Source organism: Bradyrhizobium sp., assembly GCF_050014615.1.
GTDB lineage: Bacteria > Pseudomonadota > Alphaproteobacteria > Rhizobiales > Xanthobacteraceae > Bradyrhizobium.
Map to the genome: position 1 here is coordinate 1 of NZ_JBEKCZ010000081.1, position 20,880 is coordinate 20,880.

21 protein-coding genes and 1 pseudogene are annotated in these 20,880 nt (G+C 62.7%); 8 read left to right on the forward strand and 14 right to left on the reverse strand.

Features of this window, described 5'->3' with window-relative positions; all coding sequences use genetic code 11:
• The 5 genes and pseudogenes from tcuB to ABR948_RS14650 form a co-directional block, all read right to left on the reverse strand.
• A pseudogene (gene tcuB, locus ABR948_RS14630) lies at positions 1–308 on the reverse strand (tricarballylate utilization protein TcuB); the annotation flags it as partial.
• Positions 309–350: 42 nt separating this feature from the next.
• Positions 351–1,397 (reverse strand): alpha/beta hydrolase, encoded by a 1,047-nt coding sequence (locus ABR948_RS14635; RefSeq protein WP_428119014.1) that lies wholly within the window; start codon positions 1,395–1,397, stop codon positions 351–353.
• 16 nt (positions 1,398–1,413) lie between these two features.
• Positions 1,414–2,811, reverse strand: a complete 1,398-nt coding sequence (tcuA, locus tag ABR948_RS14640; RefSeq protein ID WP_428119016.1) for an FAD-dependent tricarballylate dehydrogenase TcuA — start codon at positions 2,809–2,811, stop codon at positions 1,414–1,416.
• Between the two features lie 76 nt (positions 2,812–2,887).
• Positions 2,888–4,210 carry an MFS transporter gene (locus ABR948_RS14645; RefSeq protein WP_428119018.1) on the reverse strand — a complete coding sequence of 441 codons (1,323 nt, stop codon included), beginning with the start codon at positions 4,208–4,210 and terminating at the stop codon, positions 2,888–2,890.
• A gap of 171 nt (positions 4,211–4,381) precedes the next feature.
• On the reverse strand, positions 4,382–5,290 hold the full coding sequence (locus ABR948_RS14650; protein ID WP_428119020.1) for a transcriptional regulator GcvA: 909 nt from the start codon (positions 5,288–5,290) through the stop codon (positions 4,382–4,384).
• A 143-nt stretch (positions 5,291–5,433) separates the two neighbouring features.
• On the opposite strand from ABR948_RS14650, the gene ABR948_RS14655 reads away from it, so the two are divergent.
• Together ABR948_RS14655 and ABR948_RS14660 are read left to right on the forward strand one after the other, a co-directional pair.
• Positions 5,434–5,613: a DUF1127 domain-containing protein gene (locus ABR948_RS14655; protein WP_428119022.1), complete on the forward strand. Its 180-nt coding sequence runs from the start codon at positions 5,434–5,436 to the stop codon at positions 5,611–5,613.
• A gap of 92 nt (positions 5,614–5,705) precedes the next feature.
• Positions 5,706–6,326, forward strand: coding sequence for a GNAT family N-acetyltransferase (locus tag ABR948_RS14660; RefSeq protein ID WP_428119024.1), 621 nt, complete (start codon positions 5,706–5,708; stop codon positions 6,324–6,326).
• Between the two features lie 20 nt (positions 6,327–6,346).
• On the opposite strand, the gene ABR948_RS14665 is transcribed toward ABR948_RS14660, so the two are convergent.
• Positions 6,347–7,180, reverse strand: coding sequence for an enoyl-CoA hydratase (locus ABR948_RS14665; protein ID WP_428119026.1), 834 nt, complete (start codon positions 7,178–7,180; stop codon positions 6,347–6,349).
• A 134-nt stretch (positions 7,181–7,314) separates the two neighbouring features.
• Positions 7,315–8,016 carry an SDR family NAD(P)-dependent oxidoreductase gene (locus ABR948_RS14670; protein ID WP_428119028.1) on the reverse strand — a complete coding sequence of 234 codons (702 nt, stop codon included), beginning with the start codon at positions 8,014–8,016 and terminating at the stop codon, positions 7,315–7,317.
• A gap of 196 nt (positions 8,017–8,212) precedes the next feature.
• Here ABR948_RS14670 and ABR948_RS14675 point away from each other — a divergent pair, with 196 nt between their 5' ends.
• Together ABR948_RS14675 and ABR948_RS14680 are read left to right on the forward strand one after the other, a co-directional pair.
• Positions 8,213–9,994: an acyl-CoA dehydrogenase family protein gene (locus ABR948_RS14675; protein ID WP_428119030.1), complete on the forward strand. Its 1,782-nt coding sequence runs from the start codon at positions 8,213–8,215 to the stop codon at positions 9,992–9,994.
• Between the two features lie 58 nt (positions 9,995–10,052).
• Positions 10,053–11,141 (forward strand): Zn-dependent alcohol dehydrogenase, encoded by a 1,089-nt coding sequence (locus tag ABR948_RS14680; RefSeq protein WP_428119032.1) that lies wholly within the window; start codon positions 10,053–10,055, stop codon positions 11,139–11,141.
• Between the two features lie 38 nt (positions 11,142–11,179).
• Here the strand turns inward: ABR948_RS14680 and ABR948_RS14685 are convergent, their stop codons facing one another.
• The 4 genes from ABR948_RS14685 to mbfA all read right to left on the reverse strand — a co-directional run bounded on the left by ABR948_RS14685 (position 11,180) and on the right by mbfA (position 15,193).
• Positions 11,180–12,652: an amidase gene (locus ABR948_RS14685; protein WP_428119034.1), complete on the reverse strand. Its 1,473-nt coding sequence runs from the start codon at positions 12,650–12,652 to the stop codon at positions 11,180–11,182.
• A gap of 83 nt (positions 12,653–12,735) precedes the next feature.
• A complete protein-coding gene (locus tag ABR948_RS14690) occupies positions 12,736–13,266 on the reverse strand; it encodes a cytochrome b (protein WP_428119036.1) in 531 nt (176 codons plus the stop codon).
• 76 nt (positions 13,267–13,342) lie between these two features.
• Complete coding sequence (locus ABR948_RS14695; RefSeq protein WP_428119038.1) at positions 13,343–14,206, reverse strand: hypothetical protein; 864 nt, start codon at positions 14,204–14,206, stop codon at positions 13,343–13,345.
• 15 nt (positions 14,207–14,221) lie between these two features.
• The gene (mbfA, locus tag ABR948_RS14700; RefSeq protein WP_428119040.1) at positions 14,222–15,193 is read right to left on the reverse strand and encodes an iron exporter MbfA; all 972 of its coding nucleotides are present in this window, start codon (positions 15,191–15,193) and stop codon (positions 14,222–14,224) included.
• Positions 15,194–15,359: 166 nt separating this feature from the next.
• Between mbfA and ABR948_RS14705 the strand changes: the two genes are divergently transcribed.
• Entirely contained in the window at positions 15,360–16,082 is a 723-nt protein-coding gene (locus ABR948_RS14705) for a hypothetical protein (protein ID WP_428119042.1), read from the forward strand.
• A gap of 111 nt (positions 16,083–16,193) precedes the next feature.
• On the opposite strand, the gene ABR948_RS14710 is transcribed toward ABR948_RS14705, so the two are convergent.
• Together ABR948_RS14710 and ABR948_RS14715 are read right to left on the reverse strand one after the other, a co-directional pair.
• The gene (locus tag ABR948_RS14710; protein ID WP_428119044.1) at positions 16,194–16,520 is read right to left on the reverse strand and encodes a hypothetical protein; all 327 of its coding nucleotides are present in this window, start codon (positions 16,518–16,520) and stop codon (positions 16,194–16,196) included.
• A gap of 103 nt (positions 16,521–16,623) precedes the next feature.
• Positions 16,624–17,784, reverse strand: coding sequence for an alpha/beta fold hydrolase (locus ABR948_RS14715; RefSeq protein ID WP_428119053.1), 1,161 nt, complete (start codon positions 17,782–17,784; stop codon positions 16,624–16,626).
• Between the two features lie 141 nt (positions 17,785–17,925).
• Between ABR948_RS14715 and ABR948_RS14720 the strand changes: the two genes are divergently transcribed.
• Positions 17,926–18,432 (forward strand): hypothetical protein, encoded by a 507-nt coding sequence (locus ABR948_RS14720; RefSeq protein WP_428119045.1) that lies wholly within the window; start codon positions 17,926–17,928, stop codon positions 18,430–18,432.
• A gap of 42 nt (positions 18,433–18,474) precedes the next feature.
• On the opposite strand, the gene ABR948_RS14725 is transcribed toward ABR948_RS14720, so the two are convergent.
• Complete coding sequence (locus ABR948_RS14725) at positions 18,475–19,647, reverse strand: acetyl-CoA C-acetyltransferase (protein WP_428119047.1); 1,173 nt, start codon at positions 19,645–19,647, stop codon at positions 18,475–18,477.
• A gap of 163 nt (positions 19,648–19,810) precedes the next feature.
• On the opposite strand from ABR948_RS14725, the gene ABR948_RS14730 reads away from it, so the two are divergent.
• Positions 19,811–20,488, forward strand: coding sequence for a TetR family transcriptional regulator (locus ABR948_RS14730; RefSeq protein ID WP_428119049.1), 678 nt, complete (start codon positions 19,811–19,813; stop codon positions 20,486–20,488).
• Positions 20,489–20,556: 68 nt separating this feature from the next.
• A partial coding sequence (locus ABR948_RS14735; protein WP_428119051.1) for an SDR family NAD(P)-dependent oxidoreductase occupies positions 20,557–20,880 on the forward strand: 324 nt, incomplete at its 3' end.

Here is a 20,880-nt window from a genome sequence, read left to right on the forward strand (position 1 = left end):
AGGCCGTTGCGTGCGAACAGGCCCGAGAACGCCGCCGGCCAGGCATAGGCGGCATAGGATTCGGCACGCGCGATCGCCAGCGTCTTGGGAACATTGACGTTGAATTCATGCGGCGGCGAGAACTGGCAGTCGGTGTAGCAGGCGCCGCAAGCGTGGCAGAGATTGGCGAGATAGTTGAGGTCGCCATCGGAAAACGATCGGCGCATTTCCATCGCGGGAAATACCGCGCACAGGCCCTCGCAGTAGCGGCACGAATTGCAGACCGTCATCAGCCGGTCGGCTTCTTCGAGAATTCTGGTTCCGTGCATGTTGCGCCGCTTTTCGTTGAGGAATTGCCGTTGCAGAATGGCTCAGGGCTTTTTGCTCAGCCCTTTGCCTTCCAGCCATGCCTGGATCAGCCCGGCCACTTCGAGATTGTTCTTGTCCATCATCATCATGTGCGAATTGCCTGTAATGCCGGCCTTGGGCAGGTCGACGACCTCGGCGCTGCCGCCCGCGGCGCGGATAGCGTCGGCGAAGGCAACACCGGTGGCGCGGATTTTTGGCCAGCGCGAATCGCGTTCGATGTAATCGCCATAAACCAGGAGCGTCGGGATGTTTTTCAAGACATCCGCTTTGGCGGGATCGCCGACCCCGGCGGGTTCAATCGCGATCAGCGCCTTGACCTTGTCGGGCCGCGCCTGTGCCGCCTTGAAGCCGAAGGTGCCGGCCTGGCTGTGAAACATAATGACGCACGGACAGACGCGGTCGATCTCGGCGATATAGGCCGCCAGCGTCGGCTCGTCATTGGTGGTCCAGCGCGGCACGCTCTGCTTGACGAAGTTCTCGTAGCCCTCGTTCGGGAACTGGCTGCCGGGCATCAGCTTTCGTTTCGCCGGATCGGAATCGTAGGAGTTCGGGCCATCGCCGATCCGAAACCGCTCGAACGGATTGCTGGTGGTGAGAAACACCGGTTCGCTTTTGAAGATATCGGGATATTGCGCCCAGCCGGCGCGGCCGCGCTCGACCGCGTCGGAATTGTAGACACTCCAGCCCTTGCGAAGGAAGTAATTCAGCCAGCCTTCGCGGCCATCCGGCGTGGTCTCCCAGGTGACGCCGGTCAGGCCGCCGCCGTGCCACATCAGCAGCGGATAGGCGCCTTTCTCATTGGCGAGCAGAAAATACTGCACGTACATCTGCTCGACCTGATAGGTCCCGTTGGGATCGATTTTCGCCGGTACGCCGCCCGGCGCGAAGGTCAATTCCCGGACCGGCTTGCCGCTGATTTCGACAAGGCGGCCGCCTACATGGAACGACCCCATGTCCCGCAAGGCGATCGGCTCGGCGGCGATCGCCGCAACCGATGTCGCAACGCTCAATGCCGCGAGGGTGATCCATCCACGGGTCGCCCGTCTCATGGCTCGCTTGATTTGTTTAATTCTTTGCATTTTGCGCCGCTTCCCGTCCTGCGATCCGCCCGAACACGCTGCCGATGGTCATGCCGATCCCGGCTGCATAGCCCTTGCCGAGCACGTTGCCGGCCATGATCTCGCCCGCCGCGAACATGTTGGCGGACGGCTTGCCGTCCTTCATCAGCATGCGCGACTGCCGGTTCACGCGGGTACCCAGATAGGTGAAGGTAATGCCGGGCCGCACCGGATAGGCATAATAAAGCGGCGTTTCGATCCGCCGCGCCCAATGGGTCTTCGGCGGCGTCAATCCTTCGGTGCGGCAATCGTCGAGGATGGTGTGATCGAAAGTGCCCGGCCGGACCGCCGCGTTGAAATCGGCGACGGTCTTCTCCAGCGCGGCCGGATCGAGTTCGAGATTCCCGGCCAGCTCAGTGATGCTGCCGGCCTCGATCGGCGGGAACAGCGTCGGCATGAAGCTGTTGCGCGAACTGGCGTCGAAGATGATGTAGGCGATCTGGTCCGGCTGTGCCGCAACCAGCCGGCCCCAGATCGCGTAGCGCTTCGGCCAGATATCCTCGCCCTCGTCGTAAAAGCGCGCGGCGTTCTTGTTGACGACAATGCCGAACACCACGGAATCATGCCGCGTGATGATGCCGCCGTCGAATTTCGGCGCGCGGGCATCGATCGCGACCGCATGACATTGGGTGGGATCGCCGATCTCCTGCACGCCGCTGGCCAGCAGCATCTTGAGAATCGAGCCGCGATTATAGGGCGTGCCGCGAATCAGGAAATTGTCGGCGGCGTCGCCCCAATATTGCTTGAGCCATTCGATATTGGCCTCGAAACCGCCGGCGGCGGCGACCAGCGCCGCGGCGCGGACATCGACGCGGCCGTCGTCCCGTTTCAGCGCGGCGGAGAGAAACATGCCGTCGGCGATCACGAGGTCGAGCACTTCGGCATCGTAGAGAATGTCGACGCCGAGCTGCTCGGCGGTGAGATAGAGCGCATTCAGCATCGCCCGGCCACCGCCGAGGAAGAACGAATTGGTCCGGCCGAGGCTGAGCGTGCCGCCCAGCGACGGCTGCCAGCGCACCCCCTGTTCGACGATCCAGTTCAGGATGTCCTTTGACTCCCGGATCATCATGCGGGCGAGGTCTTCGTCGGTCTGGCCCTCGGTCACGCGCTGGAGGTCTTCCCAGAATTCCTGCTCGCTATAGGGCCCGGTCAGGATATCGGTCGCGGCGTCATGTGCGCAGCGCATATTGCGGGTGTGGCGGGTATTGCCGCCGCGGTAGAATTTCGGCGCGCCTTCCAGCACCAGCACCGAGGCGCCGCCGCGCCGCGCGCTGATCGCCGCACACAGCGCGGCATTGCCGCCACCGATCACCAGCACATCGTATTTACGAGCTAAATCGACCATGCCGTGTTGTTATCTTGTTTGCATGGAAATCAAAACCGTCATCCGGGCAAGGCGATCCGCCCGCTCCGGCATGACTTCAGCCTGAGGCAGCGACGGCCTCCTGGCTGGTAACGGCCTTGCCGACGCCACGATAGACCATGAGCGTGGCGATGATGCCAAGAACAGCCGCGCACATCAGCCAGAGTCCCGGCGAGGCCTTGTCGCCGGTGTGATCGATCAGCAAGGTCGATGCAAAGGGCGTGAACGTCCCGAACAGGCCGGCGGCCAGCGCGAACGCCAGCGAGAAACAGGTGGTGCGGACATGCGTCGGCACCACTTCGACCAGCGCGCCCAGCATCGTTCCGCTGTAAACGCCAAAATAAAACGAAAACAACATTTCGACCGCCAGCATCTTGCCGAAGGTCGGAGCGTCGACCAGCCAGTACAATGCGGGATAGGAGGTCACCAGCGACAGGCAGGCGATCGTCAGCAATACCGGCTTGCGGCCGATCCGGTCGGACAGCGCGCCGCCCACGGGATTCCAGATGAAATTGGTCACCGCCACCAGAATGGTGACGAGCAGGGCATCCTGGTTGGAGAGTTTCAGCACGCTCTTGCCGAAGGTCGGCGTGTAGACCGTGACGAAGTAGAAGGTGGTGGTGGTCAACACCGCGATCATCATGCCGAGCACGATGATCTTCCAGTTCGCCGCCGCCGAGCTGAAGACCTCCGAGGTCGTTGGATGTTTTTTCATCGCCAGGAATTCCGGCGTTTCTTCCAGTGTTCGGCGCAACAGGAAGATAAAGGGAATGATCAGACAGCCGATGAAGAACGGAATTCGCCAGCCCCATGACGAGATCACGTCTGCCGGCATCATCTCGCTCAGCACATAGCCGAGGATCGCGGCGACAAAAATAGCGACCTGCTGGCTGGCGGACTGGAACGAGGTGTAGAAACCCTTGTTACCGGGCGTAGCGATCTCGGAGAGATAGACCGAGACGCCGCCGAGTTCGACGCCGGCGGAAAAGCCCTGCAGCAAACGGCCGATCAGCACGATGACCGGCGCCGCCACGCCGATCGTGGCGTAGCTCGGGCAGATCGCAATCGTCACCGTGCCTGCTGCCATGATCGCGAGCGTCACGATCAGGCCCTTGCGGCGGCCGATCCGGTCGATATAGGCGCCGAGCACGATGGCACCGACCGGGCGCATCAGGGCCCCCAGCCAGAAAACGCCGAAGGTGTTGAGCAACGCGGCGGTCTCGTCCTGGGCGGGAAAGAACGCTTTTGCGATCGTGGAGGCATAAAAGCCGAACAGGAAGAAGTCGAATTGTTCGAGGAAATTGCCGCTGGTCGCGCGCAGAATGGCGCCAAGGCGCGACTTGAGCTGCGGCGGTTGCGAACTGGCCGATTGCGATACCACTGACTTCTCCCCGTTGTCCGACGCCCGGCGCGAACACCTGCGCGCCGGCCGAGACAGTTGCTCTGTCTTCTGGCGGTAATCTGCCACGTCATGGCGGCGTGACCAACCGGAAAACGCATGGCGGTCCAGGCCGGAACGGCCGCGTCGCGGCGTCACGGCGGCGGGCCGTGCTTAACTAATTCCCGCATTGCCCTGGACGGAGGCCGTCAACCATTGCCGAAACGCCGATAGCTTGGGCGAATCGGCTCTGGCCTCGGGTGAGACCAGATAGAAGCCGGCGTTGGCCGGCAGGGTAATCTTGAACGGAACCACCAGCCGACCTTTGGCGATATCGGCCTCGACATAGGAGGTTCGGCCGATGGCAACGCCGATCCCGTCGATCGCGGCCTGCACGGTCATCAAAGTGAGGTCGAAGGTCAGTCCGGGCTGGGTCGAGAGGTTGGCCGGCAGGCCGGCGGCGGTCAGCCACAGCCGCCAATCGTCGCTGGCCGCGGCGCTGGTGTGAAGCAGCACGTGATTGGCCAGGTCCTCAGGGCGTCGAAGCGGCCTTGGGCCCGTGAGCAGCGCCGGACTGCAGACCGGAAATAACTGGTCGGCGGTCAGCCAGTCGGCGCGCACCCCCGGCCATTGCCCGCGGCCGTAGCGGATGGCGGCATCGACGTCGTCGCGCTGGAAGTCGACCAGGCTGGTCGAGGTGGTGATGCGCACATCGATGCCGGGATGGGCTTCCTGAAATGCGGAAAGCCTTGGCAGCAGCCATTTTGCGGCCAGCGAGGCCAGCGTACTGATCGTCAGCACGTGATCGTTTTCCTTGCGCAACAGCCGCTCAGTGGCGTGCCGCAGATCGTTGAACGCGGCACGGATGCCGGGAAGATAATCCCGGGCCTCCGGCGTCAGCGCCAAAGCGCGGTTCTTCCGGACGAACAGGCGAATCCCCAGTTCCTCCTCCAGCCGCCGGATCTGATGGCTGATTGCGGTCTGGGTGACGTTCAGTTCGGACGCGGCGACGGTAAAGCTCAGATGCCGGGCCGCGGCCTCGAACGCGCGCAATCCATTCAACGACGGCAGTCGGGCGGTCATCTTCCGGATCTTCCTCTAATGCATGAGTTTATATCATCCGAAGCGGTACAAAGTGTCGTTTGCTGGAATCCCGGATAACACCGATATTGTAGCCCAGAAAGTAGCTTTAGGAGATGAACATGTCCACTTGTTCGCAGCAAACGATGATAAATCATCATGAATCAGGGCTTTTCTCCCAGCTCAGCGAAACGCTGCATGTCTGGGGCGAACGCCGGCGCCAGCGGTTTGAACTGGCGCGGTGGAGCGATCGTGACCTGCATGACGTCGGATTGTCGTGGAGCGACATCGCTCGCGAGGCCGAAAAGCCGTTTTGGCGGGCGTAGACGCGCAGCCAGGGCTGGCGCCGCCTCTTGAGGGGGACGCCAGCCCAAAACGTCTTTTCGAAATTGTCTTTCGAAACCAAAGGAAGCCTGCGATGACCGCGCTTCGCCTCGACGATCTCCGGCAACATCAGGACATTCTGCGGCTGCGTAGCGGCGAGGTCCTGGCGGTACGCTTCGTCGAGCCGCGTGATGCGGAAGCGTTGCAGCACTATTTCCGCTCGCTCACGGTCCGCTCCCGTTACAATCGCTTCCTCGGCGCCATGAGCGAACTGCCGCCAACCGAGCTCGACCATTTCATCCATGCCGGCGAGCGCGACCGGTTCAGCGTGATCGCGGTCATGGCGATCGACGGCGTCGAGACCATCGTCGGCGAAGCCCGCTACGGGTTCGAGACCGGCACGGCAAGTTTCGAATTCGGCGTGTCGATCGACGACCGCTGGCAGGGCCATGGCGTCGGTACGGCGCTGCTGCGAAATCTGGAATGCCGCGCTGCCGCGTTCGGTGCCGTGCGGCTATTCGGCGATACCTTGCGCTCCAACGACGTCATGATCGGCCTGGCGCGCAAGCTGGACTTCAGCTTTGCGCCGAGCCCCGGCGACTGGAAGCTGGTGCGCTTCGAAAAACACATTGGCCTCGCCCCGCAGGAGATTCCCTGTGCGAGCTGGCGGATTGCGGCCGAGAGCGCGGCGCTGAGCGCGGCTGCGGCAAACTGAGCAAGCGTCGCTCGCCCGCCCTAATTGCCCTTGAACACGGCCTTGCGCTTTTCGATGAACGCTTGCACCGCCTCGCGATGATCGGCGGTCATCGTGGTGCGGATCAGCCGTTCGGCCTCGTGATCGCGCGCGGTGGCAAAATCAAACAGCAGCGCTTCGTCGAGATTGTCCTTCATGTAACGTAACGCGATCGTCGGGCCCTCGGCCATCGACCTCGCCAGCGCAAAAGCCTCGTCCTGCAGTTTGGCATCCGGTACCACGCGGTTGACGAGACCGATCGCGGCGCATCTCGTGGCATCGACCTTGTCGGAGGTAAACATCAATTCGCGCGCCCGCGCCGTCCCGACCAGCCGTGTCAGCAGCCACGCGATGCCATAGTCGCCGCTGAGCCCGACCTTCAGATAGCCGGTGGAAACGAAGGCTGATTCGGCGGCGATCCGGATGTCGCAGGCCATCGCGATCGCCAATCCGGCGCCGGCCGCGGGGCCGGGCAACGCCGCGATTGTCGGCTTGCGGACCGAGACCAGCGCGCCCGTCAGCAGCCGTTGGCGCTCCTGCAGGTCGGCGACCTTCTCCTCATGGGACATGTCCAGCTTCTTCTGGTCGCGGTGGGCGCCCATGCCCTTGACGTTGCCGCCGGCGCAGAAGGCGGTGCCGGCGCCGGTGATCAAGAGCGCGCCGACATCGGGGTTCTCGCCGCAGGTCCTGATCATGGTCCGCAACGCCGGCGTCAGCGTATCGGACAGGGCATTGCGTACTTCCGGCCGGTTGAGCGTGATGACCGCGACGCGGTCGCGGATCACGCAGAGCAGTTCGCTGGTGCCGGTGTCGATGATGGTTTCGGTAGACGTCATGTTGGAATCCCCCGCCTGTTTTTTGTTTTGTCCGTCATTCCGGGATGGTGCGTTAGCACCAGACCCGGAATCTCGAGATTCCGGGCTCGCACTTCGTGCGCCCCGGAATGACGGCAATTTAGTTCATAACGGCCTCAAAACTTCTCCACCCAGGGCCGCAATTCCAGCTCCCAGGTCCAGGCGCTGCGTGGTTGTTGCAACACGTTCCAGTAACCCAGCGCAATGGCATCGGGATCGAGCATCGAATCCGGCCGCTCGGCGGGCTCGACGCGCGCTGAGCTGCGAATCCCGCCATCGATGACGAAATGCGCGACGTGAATCCCCTGCGGCGATAATTCGCGCGCCATGCTCTGCGCCAGGCCGCGCAGCGCGAATTTGCCCATCGCGAAGGGGGCGGATTGCGGATAGCCCTTGACGCTGGCGGACGCGCCGGTGAACAGGATCGCGCCGTGTCTGTTGGGCAGCATCCGCTTCACCGCCTGCTGGGCCACCAGAAAGCCGCCGAACGCACTCACCGCGATCGCCTGCGCCACATCGGCGGGCACCAGATCGACGAAATTGCCGCGCGCCCGCGCGCTCGCGTTGTAGACGACCACGTCGGGCACCCCGATCTCGCGCTCGACCAGGCCAAACAGACGCTCGACCTCGCCGGGATCGGTGGCATCGCAGGCATAGGCGCGCGCGCCGGTCTCGGCGCAGAGTGCGCCGAGCTTTTCGGTGCGGCGTGCCGCCAGCGCGACGCCGATGCCTTCGCGGGCCAACAATCGCGCCAGCGAGGCGCTGAGGCCCTCGCCAGCACCGACAATCAGGGCTTTGTTGTATTTTGGCGCTTCCATGAGATGTTTCCTTTGGGAGGTTTCCTTGGTCTGCCCGGAACTGACCTTAGCCTTGAGGTGGTCCCTGGGAGGTGGTTGCTGGGAGGCGAGTTTGCAATGAAAATTTTGTCGGGGCTCAACCGGGTGGGGCGACAGTCCGGCGTCCGGTGTGCGATAGTTGCCAACAAAGAGATGAGGAAACGAACAAGAGAATTCAATGCAGCCGCTCAAGCATGATCGCATTGCAGATTTAGCCGACCAGCCGGGATTGCTCGCGCCGGACACGTCGGGGATGAACTTCTACCGCGCCGATCCGGCGCTGACCGATCTGCTGCGCATCCATCTGCCCGACGCGCTGTTTCGCCATATCGAGCCGCATCTCGACCGGCTGGGCGCGCTCGCCGGCGGTCATCTCGACGAATGCGCCCGGCTGGCTGACCGGCATGTGCCGGTGCTGCATCAGCGCGACCGCTTCGGTCGCGACGCCCAGTGGATCGAATACCATCCGGCCTATCGCGAGCTGGAGCGCCATGCCTTCGGCGAGTTCGGCATTCATGCGATGTCGCTGCGCAAGGGGATTATGGGTTGGCCGGAAAAATATCCCGTGGTGGCCAAGCATGCCTTTACGTTCCTGTTCAACCAGGCCGAGTTCGGGCTCGGTTGCCCGATCAATGTCACAGACGGCTGCGCCAAGCTGCTGGCGAATTTCGGCGACGAGGCGCTCAAGGCCAGATATCTCGACGGCCTCACCCAAACCGACATGGCCAGGCTGACCCAGGGCGGCCAGTTCATGACCGAGAAGGAAGGTGGCTCCGACGTCGGCAAGCTCACCACCCTAGCGGTACCGGAAGGGGATCATTGGCGGCTCTCGGGCGAGAAATGGTTCTGCTCCAATGCGGACGCCGAGGTGGTGATGCTGCTGGCGCGGCCGCAGGGCGCGGTCGGCGGCACCCGCGGCGTCGGGCTGTTTCTGATGCCGCGCAAGCTCGACGACGGCTCGCCCAACCACTACCGGATCGTCAGGCTCAAGGACAAGCTCGGCACCCGCTCGATGGCGTCGGGCGAGATCAAGCTGGAGGGCGCGATCGCCTATGCCGTCGGCAGGCTCGATCGCGGCTTCGTGCAGATGGCCGAGATGGTCAATTCATCGCGGTTGTCCAACGGCGTCAAATCCACCGCGCTGATGCGGCGCGCGCATCATGACGCGATGACGGTGGCGCGAAATCGCGTGGTATTCGGGAGCCGCATCCTCGATCTGCCGCTGGCGCGCCGGCAGTTGATGAAGATCATGCTGGCCACCGAGCAGGCGCTGTCGATGAGTTTTCTCACCGCGGACGCGCTCGACCGCGCCGAGGCCGGCAGCCAGGACGCCGCGGCGCTGCTGCGTATTCTGACCCCGACCTTGAAATACCGCGCCACGCGCGACGCGCGCAAGGTCTGCGGCGATGCGCTGGAGATGCGCGGCGGCATTGGCTACATCGAGGAATTCGCCACCGCGCGGCTGCTGCGTGACGCCCATCTCGGCTCGATCTGGGAAGGCACCGGCAACATCGTCGCGCTCGACGCCTTGAAGCGCGCGGTCGGCCGTCATGGCGCCGATGCCGCATTGGCCGCAGACCTGCATGCAAGGCTCGACGACAGCGCCGGCGTGCCGCAGGTCTGGCGCGATCGCCTGCGCGAGTTCACCGATCGCGCCGTCGGCTTCGCCCGCGAGGTGGCCGGGCGCACCGACCACGAAGCCGAGGCCCGGCGCGCCACCAGTCTGCTGTATCATGTCGCCAGCGCGGTGGCGCTGGCGTGGGAAGCCGGGCGCATCCACGAGATGCGTGGCGATGCCCGCCGGCTATTGCTGTCGCGGATGGTGATCGATCACCGGGTGCAACTGAGCGATCCATTCCGGCTCACGGAAAATGCGCCCCAGCGCGCGATGACCGAACACCTGCTCGGCGAGCGCCCGGTCGGCATGGCCGAGGTTGGCGAATTGCTCGTCGCGGCATAGGCTCAACGCCGCGACAGATCCTGATTTCAAGAACAAGACAAAACAAGGGGAGGATTCGATGAAGGCCGCCGTCCTGCATGAAGTCAACCAGCCGCTCGTGATCGAGGACGTCAGCCTGCAGAAACCCGGACCGCGCGAGGTTCTGATTCGCACCAGTGTCGCCGGGCTCTGCCATTCCGATTTGCATTTCATGGAAGGGCTCTATCCGCATCCGCTGCCGGCGGTGCTCGGTCACGAGTCCGCGGGTGTGGTCGAACAGGTCGGCTCCGACGTAACCTATGTGAAGCCGGGCGATCATGTCGTGACATGCCTGTCGGTGTTTTGCGGGACCTGCGACAATTGTTCGACCGGGCGGCCGGTGCTGTGCACCGATACGACCGTCAAGATGTTGCCGGGCGTATCCAACCGGCTGTCCTGGGCGCGATCGGAAAAACTGAACCAGTTCCTCAATCTGTCGTCATTCGCCGAGCAGATGCTGGTGCATGAGAACGCCATCGTGAAAATCCGCAAGGACATGCCGCTCGATCTGGCGGCGCTGATCGGTTGCGGCGTCATCACCGGCTACGGCGCGGTGGTCAACACCGCCAAGGTAGCTCCCGGCGAGACCGTTGTCGTGATCGGCTGCGGCGGGGTCGGCATGGCCGCGATCAACGGCGCCCAGATCGCGGGCGCCGGCCGCGTGATCGCGGTCGATACCAACCCGGCCAAACTTCAACTGGCCACCAAGCTTGGGGCGACCGACATCGTCGATCCCGCGAATGGCGATGTCGTCAAGCAGGTGCGCGATCTCACCAATGGCGGGGTGCATCATTCGTTCGAGGTGCTCGGACGCAAGGAGACCGCGGAGCAGGCATTCGCGATGCTGGCGGCCGGCGGCACCGCGACCATCGTCGGGATGATCCCGTTCGGCCAGAAGATCGAACTGCATGGCTTCGATTTCCTGCGCGAACGAAAAATTCAGGGTTCATCGATGGGATCGAACCATTTCCGTGTCGACATGCCGCGATTGGTCGAATTCTACATGCGTGGCAAACTGCATCTCGAGGACTGGATCTCCGCCAGGCTGAAGCTGTCGGAGATCAACGAGGGTTTTGCCGCGATGAAGGCCGGCAAGACCGTGCGCAGCGTGATCATGTTTGACGCGTAGGGTTATGTCGTCCCGGCGTTCGCCGGGACGACATAAGCCTAATCGTCAAACTCCGGTGGTGGAACGAAGCCGCCGAATTCGCGCTCGATCAGTTCGGCGAGTTTCAACGGCGTGCGATCTTCCAGCATCGGGCCGACGATCTGAACGCCGACCGGCAGGCCATCGGGCGCAAAGCCGATCGGTATCGCGGTTGCCGGCAGGCCGGGCAGGCTGGCGATGCCGGGCCAGGCCATTTGATCGGGATAGACATAGTCCTTGCCGTCGATGTTGATGCGGCGCGTTTCCTGTTCCGCCGAGTGATCATGCGGGTAGGCCGGCGTCGGCATCACCGGGCAGATCACCGCGTCGAAGCTTCCAAACAATTCACGCCATTGCGCCTTCAACTGCGCACGGCCGCGATCGGCGATCACCCAGTCGCGATGGCTGAGTGCGATGCCGCGCAGGCGCTCCGCCGCAAGGCTGATATCCTCGTCCGGGAGCTGTGCCGCCGCGGCCTTCGCGCCAGCATAGATGTCCGGCGCGAACGCTGCGGCGAGAAGGGACATCAGAATCCGCATGTAAAGCCGTGATGAGATGCCGAAGTTCGGAAGCAGCGGACTCTCGCGCTCCACCTTGACGCCGGCCTTGCCGAGGTTTGCGGCCAGCGTGTCGATCGCCGCGCGCACCGCCGCATTGGTCGGCATCACCGGGTGGCTGTCGATCAGCAGCACGCGGAAATCCTTCAATTCGCCGTGCCGTGGCGGCGGCAGCGCCAGTCTGTAGGCCGTGCCAGTTTCCAGCGGGTCCGGTCCCGCGATCACATCGAGCAGCAGCGAAAGGTCCGCGGCCGAGCGCGCCATCGGCCCGATCACCGCGAGGTCGCGGTCGGACGGCAGCGGCGGAAACGGCGGTGGCAAGTGGCCGCGGGACGGCGCCAGCGCGAAGGTCGGCTTGTGCGCATAGATGCCGCAGTGAAACGCCGGCACCCGCAGCGAACCGGCCAAATCAGAACCGAGCGAAAGCGCGCCATAACCGGCCGCGAGCGCCGCCGACGATCCGCCGGACGAGCCTCCCGGCGTGCGGCCCAGATGATACGGATTGTTGGTGGTGCCGTAGATGTCGTTGTAGCTCTGCCAGTCGCCGAGCCCGAGCGGTACGTTGGTCTTGCCGAGCAGGACCGCGCCGGCGGCCTTGATGCGCGAAATCGCCAGCGCGTCTTGCGGCGGGATAAAATCCTTCTGCGCCGGAAAGCCCCATGTCGTGGGCAGCCCGGCGACATTGTAGGATTCCTTCACCGTCATGGGAATGCCGAGCAGCGGCCTGGTCTCGCCGCGCGCACGGGCGGCGTCGGCGGCCTGGGCAGCCTCAAGGCCGCGCGCGAAATCGCGCACGCAAATGGCATTGATTTTGGCGTCGTGACGCTCGATACGGCCGATCGCGTCCTGCGCCAGCTCGACCGCGGACACTTTCCTGGCGGCCAGCGCCGCCGATTGCTCGACGGCGGACTTGAAGCTCCATTGCGATTTCGCCACGTCGTTCTCCCGGTCTGTTTCCCGCTGCTGCCGGAATAATGATTGGTTTAGACGACGACCGCTAGATCGCAATTGCTGGGCTGCTATCCCGGCAGCATCCGCTGCAGGATGCGGTCGCGGTAGACAAAGACGTGGACCAGCGCCGCCGCCACGTGAATGCCGATGAACACCAGCAGCGTCCATTCCGCCGCCTGATGCCAGCCATCGATCACCTTGCCCGCTGCCGCGTTGTCGGAAGACAGCATCGGCAGCGGCACGAGATAGAAAAATGACAGCGACCAGCCGCGAAACGACGCGAACAGCCAGCCGGTGACGGTGGTCGCCAATACCAGCGCGTAGAGCACCCAATGCACGGCCCCGGAGCTCAGCCGCTGCCAGGGGGCGAGCGAGTTCTCCGGTGCCACCGGATGGGCCAACCGCCAGGCGAAGCGCAGAATGATAAGCGCCAGAATGACGATCCCGAACGAGACATGGAATGTCATGGGGGCGCCCGGCTTCATGCCCCGATGAATGTCCGGCATCAGCCAGCCGATCGAATATTGCACGAGCAGGAGCGCGACCACGAGCCAGTGGAAGACCTTCGCGGTGGTCCCGTATTGCAAGCGATCGGTCATGAGGTTCCCTTCGTCGACGTCGGTAATGTTGCGTCAAACCGTGACCCGGGTGTGACGCGCCAGCGGCGCCGGTTCATCAGGGTTGCAGCACGCGCGTGGAGCTGTGCGACATCGGATTGACGGGGCCGGCTGTGTCGGTGCCGGAACTGCTTCCAGGGACCGGAAACGCGTAACCGATGATCGTTTTAACGACCCAGCGATCGGACGAGGACGTCAATCCGTAACCAACACCGAAATCCACATCGACCACGCCGAGCTTGAAATCCGTAACCAGGAACAGGCTATGTTGCTGATCGGCAAGCTTCGGAAAATCGCTGATCGGGCCAAAGTCGGCGTAATATTCGAGGCCCAAAAACAGATCGGGGCCGAGTTTTCGTGCCAGGCGCGCGGCGGGTGCAAAGTCCAGTTCGCCCAACTTTCCGAAGCCGGCATCCACGATCGGGTTGAAGATGAATTCGTAATCCGCGTTGCGGACCCCGACGATCGGCCGCACCTCCAACGCAGACCTTGTCTGCGCGAATGGCTGGGTGGGGGTGCTGAATTCCAGATTGAGGCCGTAGAAGAAATCGCGCTGGTCGGCGTGAGGTGACACGAACAGGGTCCGCACCTTGAAGGCGTCGGAGAGAAATTGCTGGTTTTGAACCGCGAAAGGCAGATAGAGCCCCAATTCCCACCAGTCGGTCATGCCATAGGCAAATTCCGGTGTCCCATTGAGGCTGTGATTGGAGACGAGGCCCCCCGGAAACGGCGGCGTCGTGACACCCGTCGCGACGTAGTTGAGGTGCTGCTCGATCGTGAACTGGCCGGGTGCCGCGATGCCTGCGTTGTAAACCTGGATTTCGTCGATAGCCTTTGCCGGTTGCGCCGGCACGATCCAGAAGATTGCGCCGATCAGCAGGCAGCGGTTGTATCGGGAATGTCTGAAGCCACGTTTGATCATCGCAACATCCGGTGCCTACGCCGCCCCGATCAGAATGCCTACCGCGAGAACGATGACACCACCAAGAACAATCTGGAACACCGCCTGCAGGAACGGCGTGTCCATATATCGTGCGCGAATATAGGCGATGGCCCACAGCTCGAAGAACACCACGACGCCTGCGATCGTGGTCGCGATCCAGAAGGCGTTGGCCCATGAATCCGGAACCAGATAGGGCATCGAGTGGCCGAGGCCGCCAAGCGCGGTCATCACGCCGCTGGCCGCGCCGCGCAGCCAGGGCGAACCACGTCCGGTCAACGATCCGTCGTCCGACAACGCCTCCGCAAAGCCCATGCTGATGCCGGCGCCGAGCGAGGCGGCGAGGCCAACCAGAAATGTCTGCCAGTTCTGATGCGTCGCAAAGGCCGCGGCGAACAGCGGGGCCAGCGTCGACACCGATCCGTCCATCAACCCGGCCAAACCCGGTTGCACGTATTGCAGGACGAAAACCCGCCGGCGGGTTTTGTCTTCTTCCGCGCGCACATCCGGCGACAGGATCTGGTCGGTCAGCTTGGCCGCGACCTTCTCGTGGCCTTTTTCGGCTTCCGCGAGATCGCCGAGTAACCGGCGGACGCCGACATCCTGCGCCTGTTCGGCGGCCTTGATGTAGAACCGCTCGGCTTCGAATTCCATCGTCCCGACTTCCTTGCGGATGGTGTCGAGCGACAGATTCTTGGTCAGCCAGATCGGACGGCGGCGTAAAAATCCCCTGACATTATCGCGACGGATCGGCGGCAGATTTTTGCCGAAGCGCTGCTCGTATAGTTCCAGCAGCATGTGGCGATGGCCTTTTTCCTCCTCGGCCATCTCCTCGAATATCTTGGCCGATTCCGGATAGCGCTCCGCCAGGTCTTCCGCGAAGGTCATGTAGATGCGGCTGTCCTCTTCCTCCGCGGAGATCGCAACCGCCAGCACTTCCCGCTCGGTCAAATCAGCGAAATTCTTCACAGCCGCAGCCTTTTTGGTAATTTAGAATTATTCTAAATCGTTATAGGCGGGCGTCGCCGCAAGGTCAATCGTTCAGCCGCGCGCCCTGGGGGCGTTTCTGTTCTCGCGATCTGGAACTGATGCGGTTGGTGTCCGTTCGAGTTGCTGGATCCACCGGGGAGTTCTCATGGACAAGGTCAAATACCGTTTGAACGATCCCCGGCTCGCGCCGCGTCGAACCAGGCTTGAGATTCCCGGATGGGCTGGCCAGCGCGAACCTCGCGCGGACGGATCACGCGAGCAGGTCTGGCATTGCGTTCCGTTTTCGGAAGGTGCGCAGTACGGAATCGAACTGTTTTATCCTTACGACAATGAACTCCACGTCAGCACCAAGGATGGCCGTTTGGTACTGGAAGGAGATTGGGGCCCGGCGCCCGACGGCGACCTGCAGTGGCCGCCGTTTCGAAATTTCGGCGACAGTTTCTATACCTATCAGATATTGCTGGATATCAAGGTCGAAAAGGGCATGGCGATCAGGACCGAACCGCATCCGCGGTTCTATACCGACCGCACCGATACCGTGCCGATCGCGGTTCCGGCCCTGGTGCGCAACTGGTGGCCGATGATGTTTTTTACGGTATTCAAGGCGCCGGCCGAAGGCCGAACCCACATCTTCAGACCCAACGAACCGTTCGCGCAGATCATCGTCCTTCCCGAGGAAGCCCCTTTCGAACTGGAGAAGATGAGCGAGGAGGAATCCGCCGAGCGCGAGCTTCAGGCGCGGCGCATCTATAGCAGCCGGCCGACGCTGTCGGCCGGCACCGAATGGACCTCGTCAACCGACACCGTGTTTGACGGCATGTATCGGCATCTCCATCGCGCGGCAAAAGAGAAAACTCGCCAAGGGTAGCTAAGCGTAGCCAAGGGTAGCCAGTACAAACAAGGGTAATCAGCACAAAAGGCAGCGCCGGAGGCGCTGCCTTTTGTCGTCAGTCAAACGCGATGCGAATGGTCGCGGTGTTCAGTAGTGATCGTGATGATGGTGGTGGTGATGATGATGGCGATGACGGCGAGGCACTACGATATACCGGCGCATGGCATGATGATGGTGGTGATGATGGTGATATTGCGCGAGCTGGATATTTTCATTCGCCGAGGAGGCCGGTCCTGATTCATCAACCGCCTGCAGCAGCGCCACAGCATTCGGAATCGGCTCAAGCAGGTCCGCGAAGGAATTTGCCCTCAAAACGTCCGTCGGAGCCGGACCTGGAGCCGGCGCGGCCTCAGCGGCGTTGAATGCTCCGAGCGCCGCCATCGCTCCCAAAAGTCCAGCGATCTTTTTTCCCATGGTCTCCTCCAATCCGTATCGCCGGGCGCATTGCCGGCAGTCTGCAACGCAGCCGTCAAGCAATGGTTCCTTCGTCCAGCCCGCCTCATCTCGTGCCGGTGAGCTATAGGCCCGGGCGCGCTGCGGCCTGCTTCAGAAACTGCAGCAGCAGCCGGCTTACCTCGGCGGGCTGTTCCTGCTGCACCCAATGGCCGGCCCCGTCGACCAGGTGACAGCCGAGCATGCGTGTGCAGGCGGTGGTCCGCATGGTCTCGAACACGCCGGGGCGCTGATAGGTGCCCCAGTCCTGCCTGCCCGAGATGAAGCAGGAAGGCACGTCGATGCTGCGCCCGGAAAAGGTCTCGAGCTCGGCGGTGAATGCGCCCGAGGTGCCGCAGCGATACCATTGCAGGCCGCCCTGGAATCCGGTGCGCGCATATTCGGCGCTGTAGAAGGCGAGTTCGTGGTCGGGCAGCCATTTATTGGCAGCGATGGCGTCCACGGAGGGCATTTCCGCAGCGACGGTCTGCGCCATGGTGCTGGCGAGATCCATCACATAATAGGTCGGCAGTTTTGCCAGCTCATGCGCGGTCCAGCCCTGCAGCGGATACGGCGTGTTGTCTTTCCAGTCCGCGCTCTTGTGATGATAGTAGGCGCGCAGGAAATCATGCACGCCCTGTGGCGCGCGGTGCATGTCCGCGTTGGCCTCGCGGGTCGAGTAGTACCATTGATAATGCTTGCGCGGGCGCGGCAGCGCCGCCAGTTCGCGGTGCACGGGATCTTCCGGCTTGCGCGTCGCGGGCTTGTCGGCGAAGTCGAACGGCAATGGTGGCGGGCCCGCGAACGGTGCACTCATCAGCGCCACCGATCGAAACACGTCCGGGCGCACCAGCGCGCACCATGCGGCGACCGAACTGCCGAAATCATGTCCGACCACGGCGGCGACCGAGCGATAGCCGAACGCGGAGACGAGGCCCAGCGCATCGCGCACCAGATTGAGCAGCCGGAACGATGCGAGGTCGCCGTCGTAATTCGCGTCCCAGCCGGTGGTGCGGCCGTAGCCGCGCTGATCCGGCGCGATGACGTGATAGCCGGCCTCCGCCAGATCAGGCATCACCTTGCGCCAGCTGAAGCTTAGTTCGGGAAAGCCGTGCAGCAGCAGCACGCAGGGCCGGCCGCGCGTCTCGAAGCCTGCTTCCAGCACATGCATGCGCAGGCCGTTGATGCCGTCGACGAAGCGCGAGCGGATGCCCGGTGGCAGCGGGATGTCGGGGAGGGTCTCTATCATGTTAGTTTCCTGCATCGTCAACGCGTATGTCGCGTGCCTTGACAGTACGCCGGCTGTTACTGAATGCTACTTTGGCTTGGATCTGCGACAATCCGCAAGATGAGTAATGTTGAGACATTGGAAACTCATGATGGGCGAATGATGGACAAGTTCTTCACAGGATGCTGGCGAATCTATTATCGCCCCTGCGTGGCCGTCATCGTCGCAGGTTTGTTTCTTGCGTCGTTCGTTCACGCGGCGGAGATGGAGGCTCTAACTGAAAAATTGCCGCGCGCCTATCTCGGCGAGTTCTCATGGGACGGCGACAAGACCGTACAAAACGTCGTGGTCACATTTGAGTCGGTGCGAGCTCTGAACGACAAAAATGCGGAAGCGATCGGATGCGGTGCATACGAGGTCAATCGTCAGGTTACGAAGATAAGAGTCCGAATGTTTGTAAAGTTATCTAATTTGCAGATCGAAATCCTAGAGCTGTCGCCTGAGGGTAGCCCTTCTTTCGAGACAGACGGTAGCCATCGGGGATATCTATCGGAAGACCTTCAACGTATCGACGCCCAATGGACGACACGCGCCTCCGGACAGCAGGGGCAGCTGCACCTACGCGCAGCGTCGTCCGCCGTTTGCGGCCCGGCGGCTTCGCTTTAGCGAGGCAGCTAGCAGGGACGACGACAAATATTGTTGCGGACCCTACAGCCGCTCCACGATTGTCACATTGGCCATGCCGCCGCCTTCGCACATGGTTTGCAGGCCGTAACGCTTGTTGCGCTGCTTGAGGGCGTTGACCAGCGTGGTCATCAGTTTGGTGCCGGAGCCACCGAGCGGATGGCCGAGCGCGATGGCGCCGCCATTGACGTTGAGCTTCGCAGGATCCGCGCCGGTGGTTTTCAGCCATGCCGTCGGCACGGAGGCGAAGGCCTCGTTGACCTCATACAGGTCGATGTCGTCGATCGACATGCCGGCCTTTTTCAGCGCGCGCTCGGTGGCGTGCAGCGGCGCGTCCAGCATGATGACGGGATCGCCGCCGACCATGGTCATGTGGTGGACCCGCGCCATCGGTTGGATGCCGAGCGATTTCAAGCCCTTTTCGTTGACCACCATCACGCCGGAGGCGCCGTCGCAAATCTGGCTGGCACTGGCGGCGGTCAGCTTGCCGTTCTCGGCGATCAGTTTGACGCCTTTGATCCCGTCAAGGCTGACGTCGAAGCGGATGCCCTCGTCGATGGCATGGGTGTCGGTCGAGCCATCGGCGCGGGTGATCTGCAGCGGAATGATCTCGTCCTTGAACTTGCCGGCCTGGGTTGCCGCGATCGCGCGCTGGTGGCTTTCATAGGCGTAATGGTCGAGATCGTCTTTGGAGAGGCCGTATTTCTCCGCCATCATTTCCGCGCCGGTGAACTGGCTGAACTGGATATGGGGATAGCGCTTCTCGATGTTCGGGCTCTTGTAGTGGCCGAAGCCGTTTTTGGCCGGCAGCGAGGAGGTAAGGCCCATCGGTACCCGCGTCATCGCCTCGACGCCGGCGGCGATCACGATATCCATGGTTCCGGACATCACCGCCTGTGCCGCGAAATGCAGCGCCTGCTGCGACGAACCGCATTGACGGTCGACCGAGGTGCCGGGCACGCTTTCCGGCAGCCTGGATGCCATGATGGCGTTGCGCGCGATATTGTTGGACTGTTCGCCGGCCTGCATCACGCAGCCCATGATCACGTCTTCGATCTGGTCGGGGGCGGCACCGGAACGCTCGACCAGCGAATCCAGCACGGCGGCCGCGAGATCCGCCGGATGCCAGCCCGCGAGGCGACCTCCCTTGCGGCCGCCGGCGGTGCGTGCGGCAGCGACGATATAGGCCTCGGCCATCTGCGTTCTCCCTGATTGTTATGGGTCGGTTTGTTTGAAGGATGGGCCGGATTTAAGGGACGCCGAGGGATTTAGTCAATCAATCAATTAACTCTTGAGTGCGGCGGTATCATCGGGTTATCTGCAGGCCTGTTCTCCGGCAGACGGGTCATCTGGGTAGTTCATGGGATCACAGTTGAATACCGGCATACCGATCAGGCTTCCGCTCACGAAAAACACCACCGCCGAGAAGCTGCTCGTCGCGGCGAGCGAGTTGATGATCGAGCGCTCCGCGGTCGAGGTCTCCTTGAGCGACATCGCCCAGAAGTCCGGCGTCAATGCCGCCCTGGTGAAATATCATTTTGGCAACAAGGACGGCCTGCTGCTGGCGTTATTGGCGCGCGATGCCGCGACCGAAATGGCGCAGCTCGAATATCTGCTGGCGCAACCGATCACGCCGACCGCGAAACTGCGGCTGCATATTGCGGGCATCATCCGGGCCTATCACCAGTTCCCCTATATGAACCGGCTGATCCACTATCTGCTGCATGAAAGCAACGCGGACGCCGCCGACGAAGTCTCGAAGTTCATTGTCGCGCCGCTACTCGACTTTCATCGCCGGCTGCTGGCGGAAGGCATCAAGGCCGGCGAATTCCGCAACATCGATCCGGTGCTGTTCTACACCAGCCTGATCGGCGCCTGCGATCATCTGTTTTTCGGACGGCACGCGATGTCGCGCGCCACCGGCGTCGGGCCGGTCACCGACGAAGTCTGCCGTCAATACATCGGGCATATGGAAGCGCTGATCTGCGGCGGCATGCTGACGACGAACACGGAGACGGCGATCCTCACTTCCGGGTGACGATCGCTTTGTTTCAAGACAACAAGAATACCAACAAAACCAGAGGAAGCGCCCAAGGAGTTTTACCCATGCAGTTGAAAGATGTTGCCGTTCTCATCACCGGCGGAGGTTCCGGTCTCGGCGCCGCCACCGCGCGCGCCATGGCCGCCAAGGGCGCCAGGATCGCGGTGCTCGATCAGAGCAGGGAGAATGCCGAGAAGGTCGCGGCCGAGGTGAAGGGCGTCGCTGTTGTGGCCGACGTCACCGACGAGGACGGGGTCAAGGCGGCGATTGCGAAAGCGGAAGCCGCCCACGGCATCGCGCGCGTGCTGATGAATTGCGCCGGGATCGGCGGCTCGCAGCGCATTGTCGGCAAGGACGGCGTCTATCCGCTGGCCAAGTTCGCCCGCATC

What these genes read in the sequence shown, in the direction of transcription:
- ABR948_RS14720 (WP_428119045.1), top strand. Translation starts at nt 17,926, where the DNA reads ATGATGGACAAGTTCTTCACAGGATGCTGGCGAATCTATTATCGCCCC.
- ABR948_RS14705 (WP_428119042.1), top strand. Translation starts at nt 15,360, where the DNA reads ATGGACAAGGTCAAATACCGTTTGAACGATCCCCGGCTCGCGCCGCGT.
- ABR948_RS14725 (WP_428119047.1), bottom strand. Translation starts at nt 19,647, where the DNA reads ATGGCCGAGGCCTATATCGTCGCTGCCGCACGCACCGCCGGCGGCCGC.
- ABR948_RS14730 (WP_428119049.1), top strand. Translation starts at nt 19,811, where the DNA reads ATGGGATCACAGTTGAATACCGGCATACCGATCAGGCTTCCGCTCACG.
- tcuA (WP_428119016.1), bottom strand. Translation starts at nt 2,811, where the DNA reads ATGGTCGATTTAGCTCGTAAATACGATGTGCTGGTGATCGGTGGCGGC.
- ABR948_RS14690 (WP_428119036.1), bottom strand. Translation starts at nt 13,266, where the DNA reads ATGACCGATCGCTTGCAATACGGGACCACCGCGAAGGTCTTCCACTGG.
- ABR948_RS14635 (WP_428119014.1), bottom strand. Translation starts at nt 1,397, where the DNA reads ATGAGACGGGCGACCCGTGGATGGATCACCCTCGCGGCATTGAGCGTT.
- ABR948_RS14675 (WP_428119030.1), top strand. Translation starts at nt 8,213, where the DNA reads ATGCAGCCGCTCAAGCATGATCGCATTGCAGATTTAGCCGACCAGCCG.
- ABR948_RS14670 (WP_428119028.1), bottom strand. Translation starts at nt 8,016, where the DNA reads ATGGAAGCGCCAAAATACAACAAAGCCCTGATTGTCGGTGCTGGCGAG.
- ABR948_RS14655 (WP_428119022.1), top strand. Translation starts at nt 5,434, where the DNA reads ATGATAAATCATCATGAATCAGGGCTTTTCTCCCAGCTCAGCGAAACG.
- ABR948_RS14665 (WP_428119026.1), bottom strand. Translation starts at nt 7,180, where the DNA reads ATGACGTCTACCGAAACCATCATCGACACCGGCACCAGCGAACTGCTC.
- ABR948_RS14695 (WP_428119038.1), bottom strand. Translation starts at nt 14,206, where the DNA reads ATGATCAAACGTGGCTTCAGACATTCCCGATACAACCGCTGCCTGCTG.
- ABR948_RS14650 (WP_428119020.1), bottom strand. Translation starts at nt 5,290, where the DNA reads ATGACCGCCCGACTGCCGTCGTTGAATGGATTGCGCGCGTTCGAGGCC.
- ABR948_RS14680 (WP_428119032.1), top strand. Translation starts at nt 10,053, where the DNA reads ATGAAGGCCGCCGTCCTGCATGAAGTCAACCAGCCGCTCGTGATCGAG.
- ABR948_RS14660 (WP_428119024.1), top strand. Translation starts at nt 5,706, where the DNA reads ATGACCGCGCTTCGCCTCGACGATCTCCGGCAACATCAGGACATTCTG.
- ABR948_RS14710 (WP_428119044.1), bottom strand. Translation starts at nt 16,520, where the DNA reads ATGGGAAAAAAGATCGCTGGACTTTTGGGAGCGATGGCGGCGCTCGGA.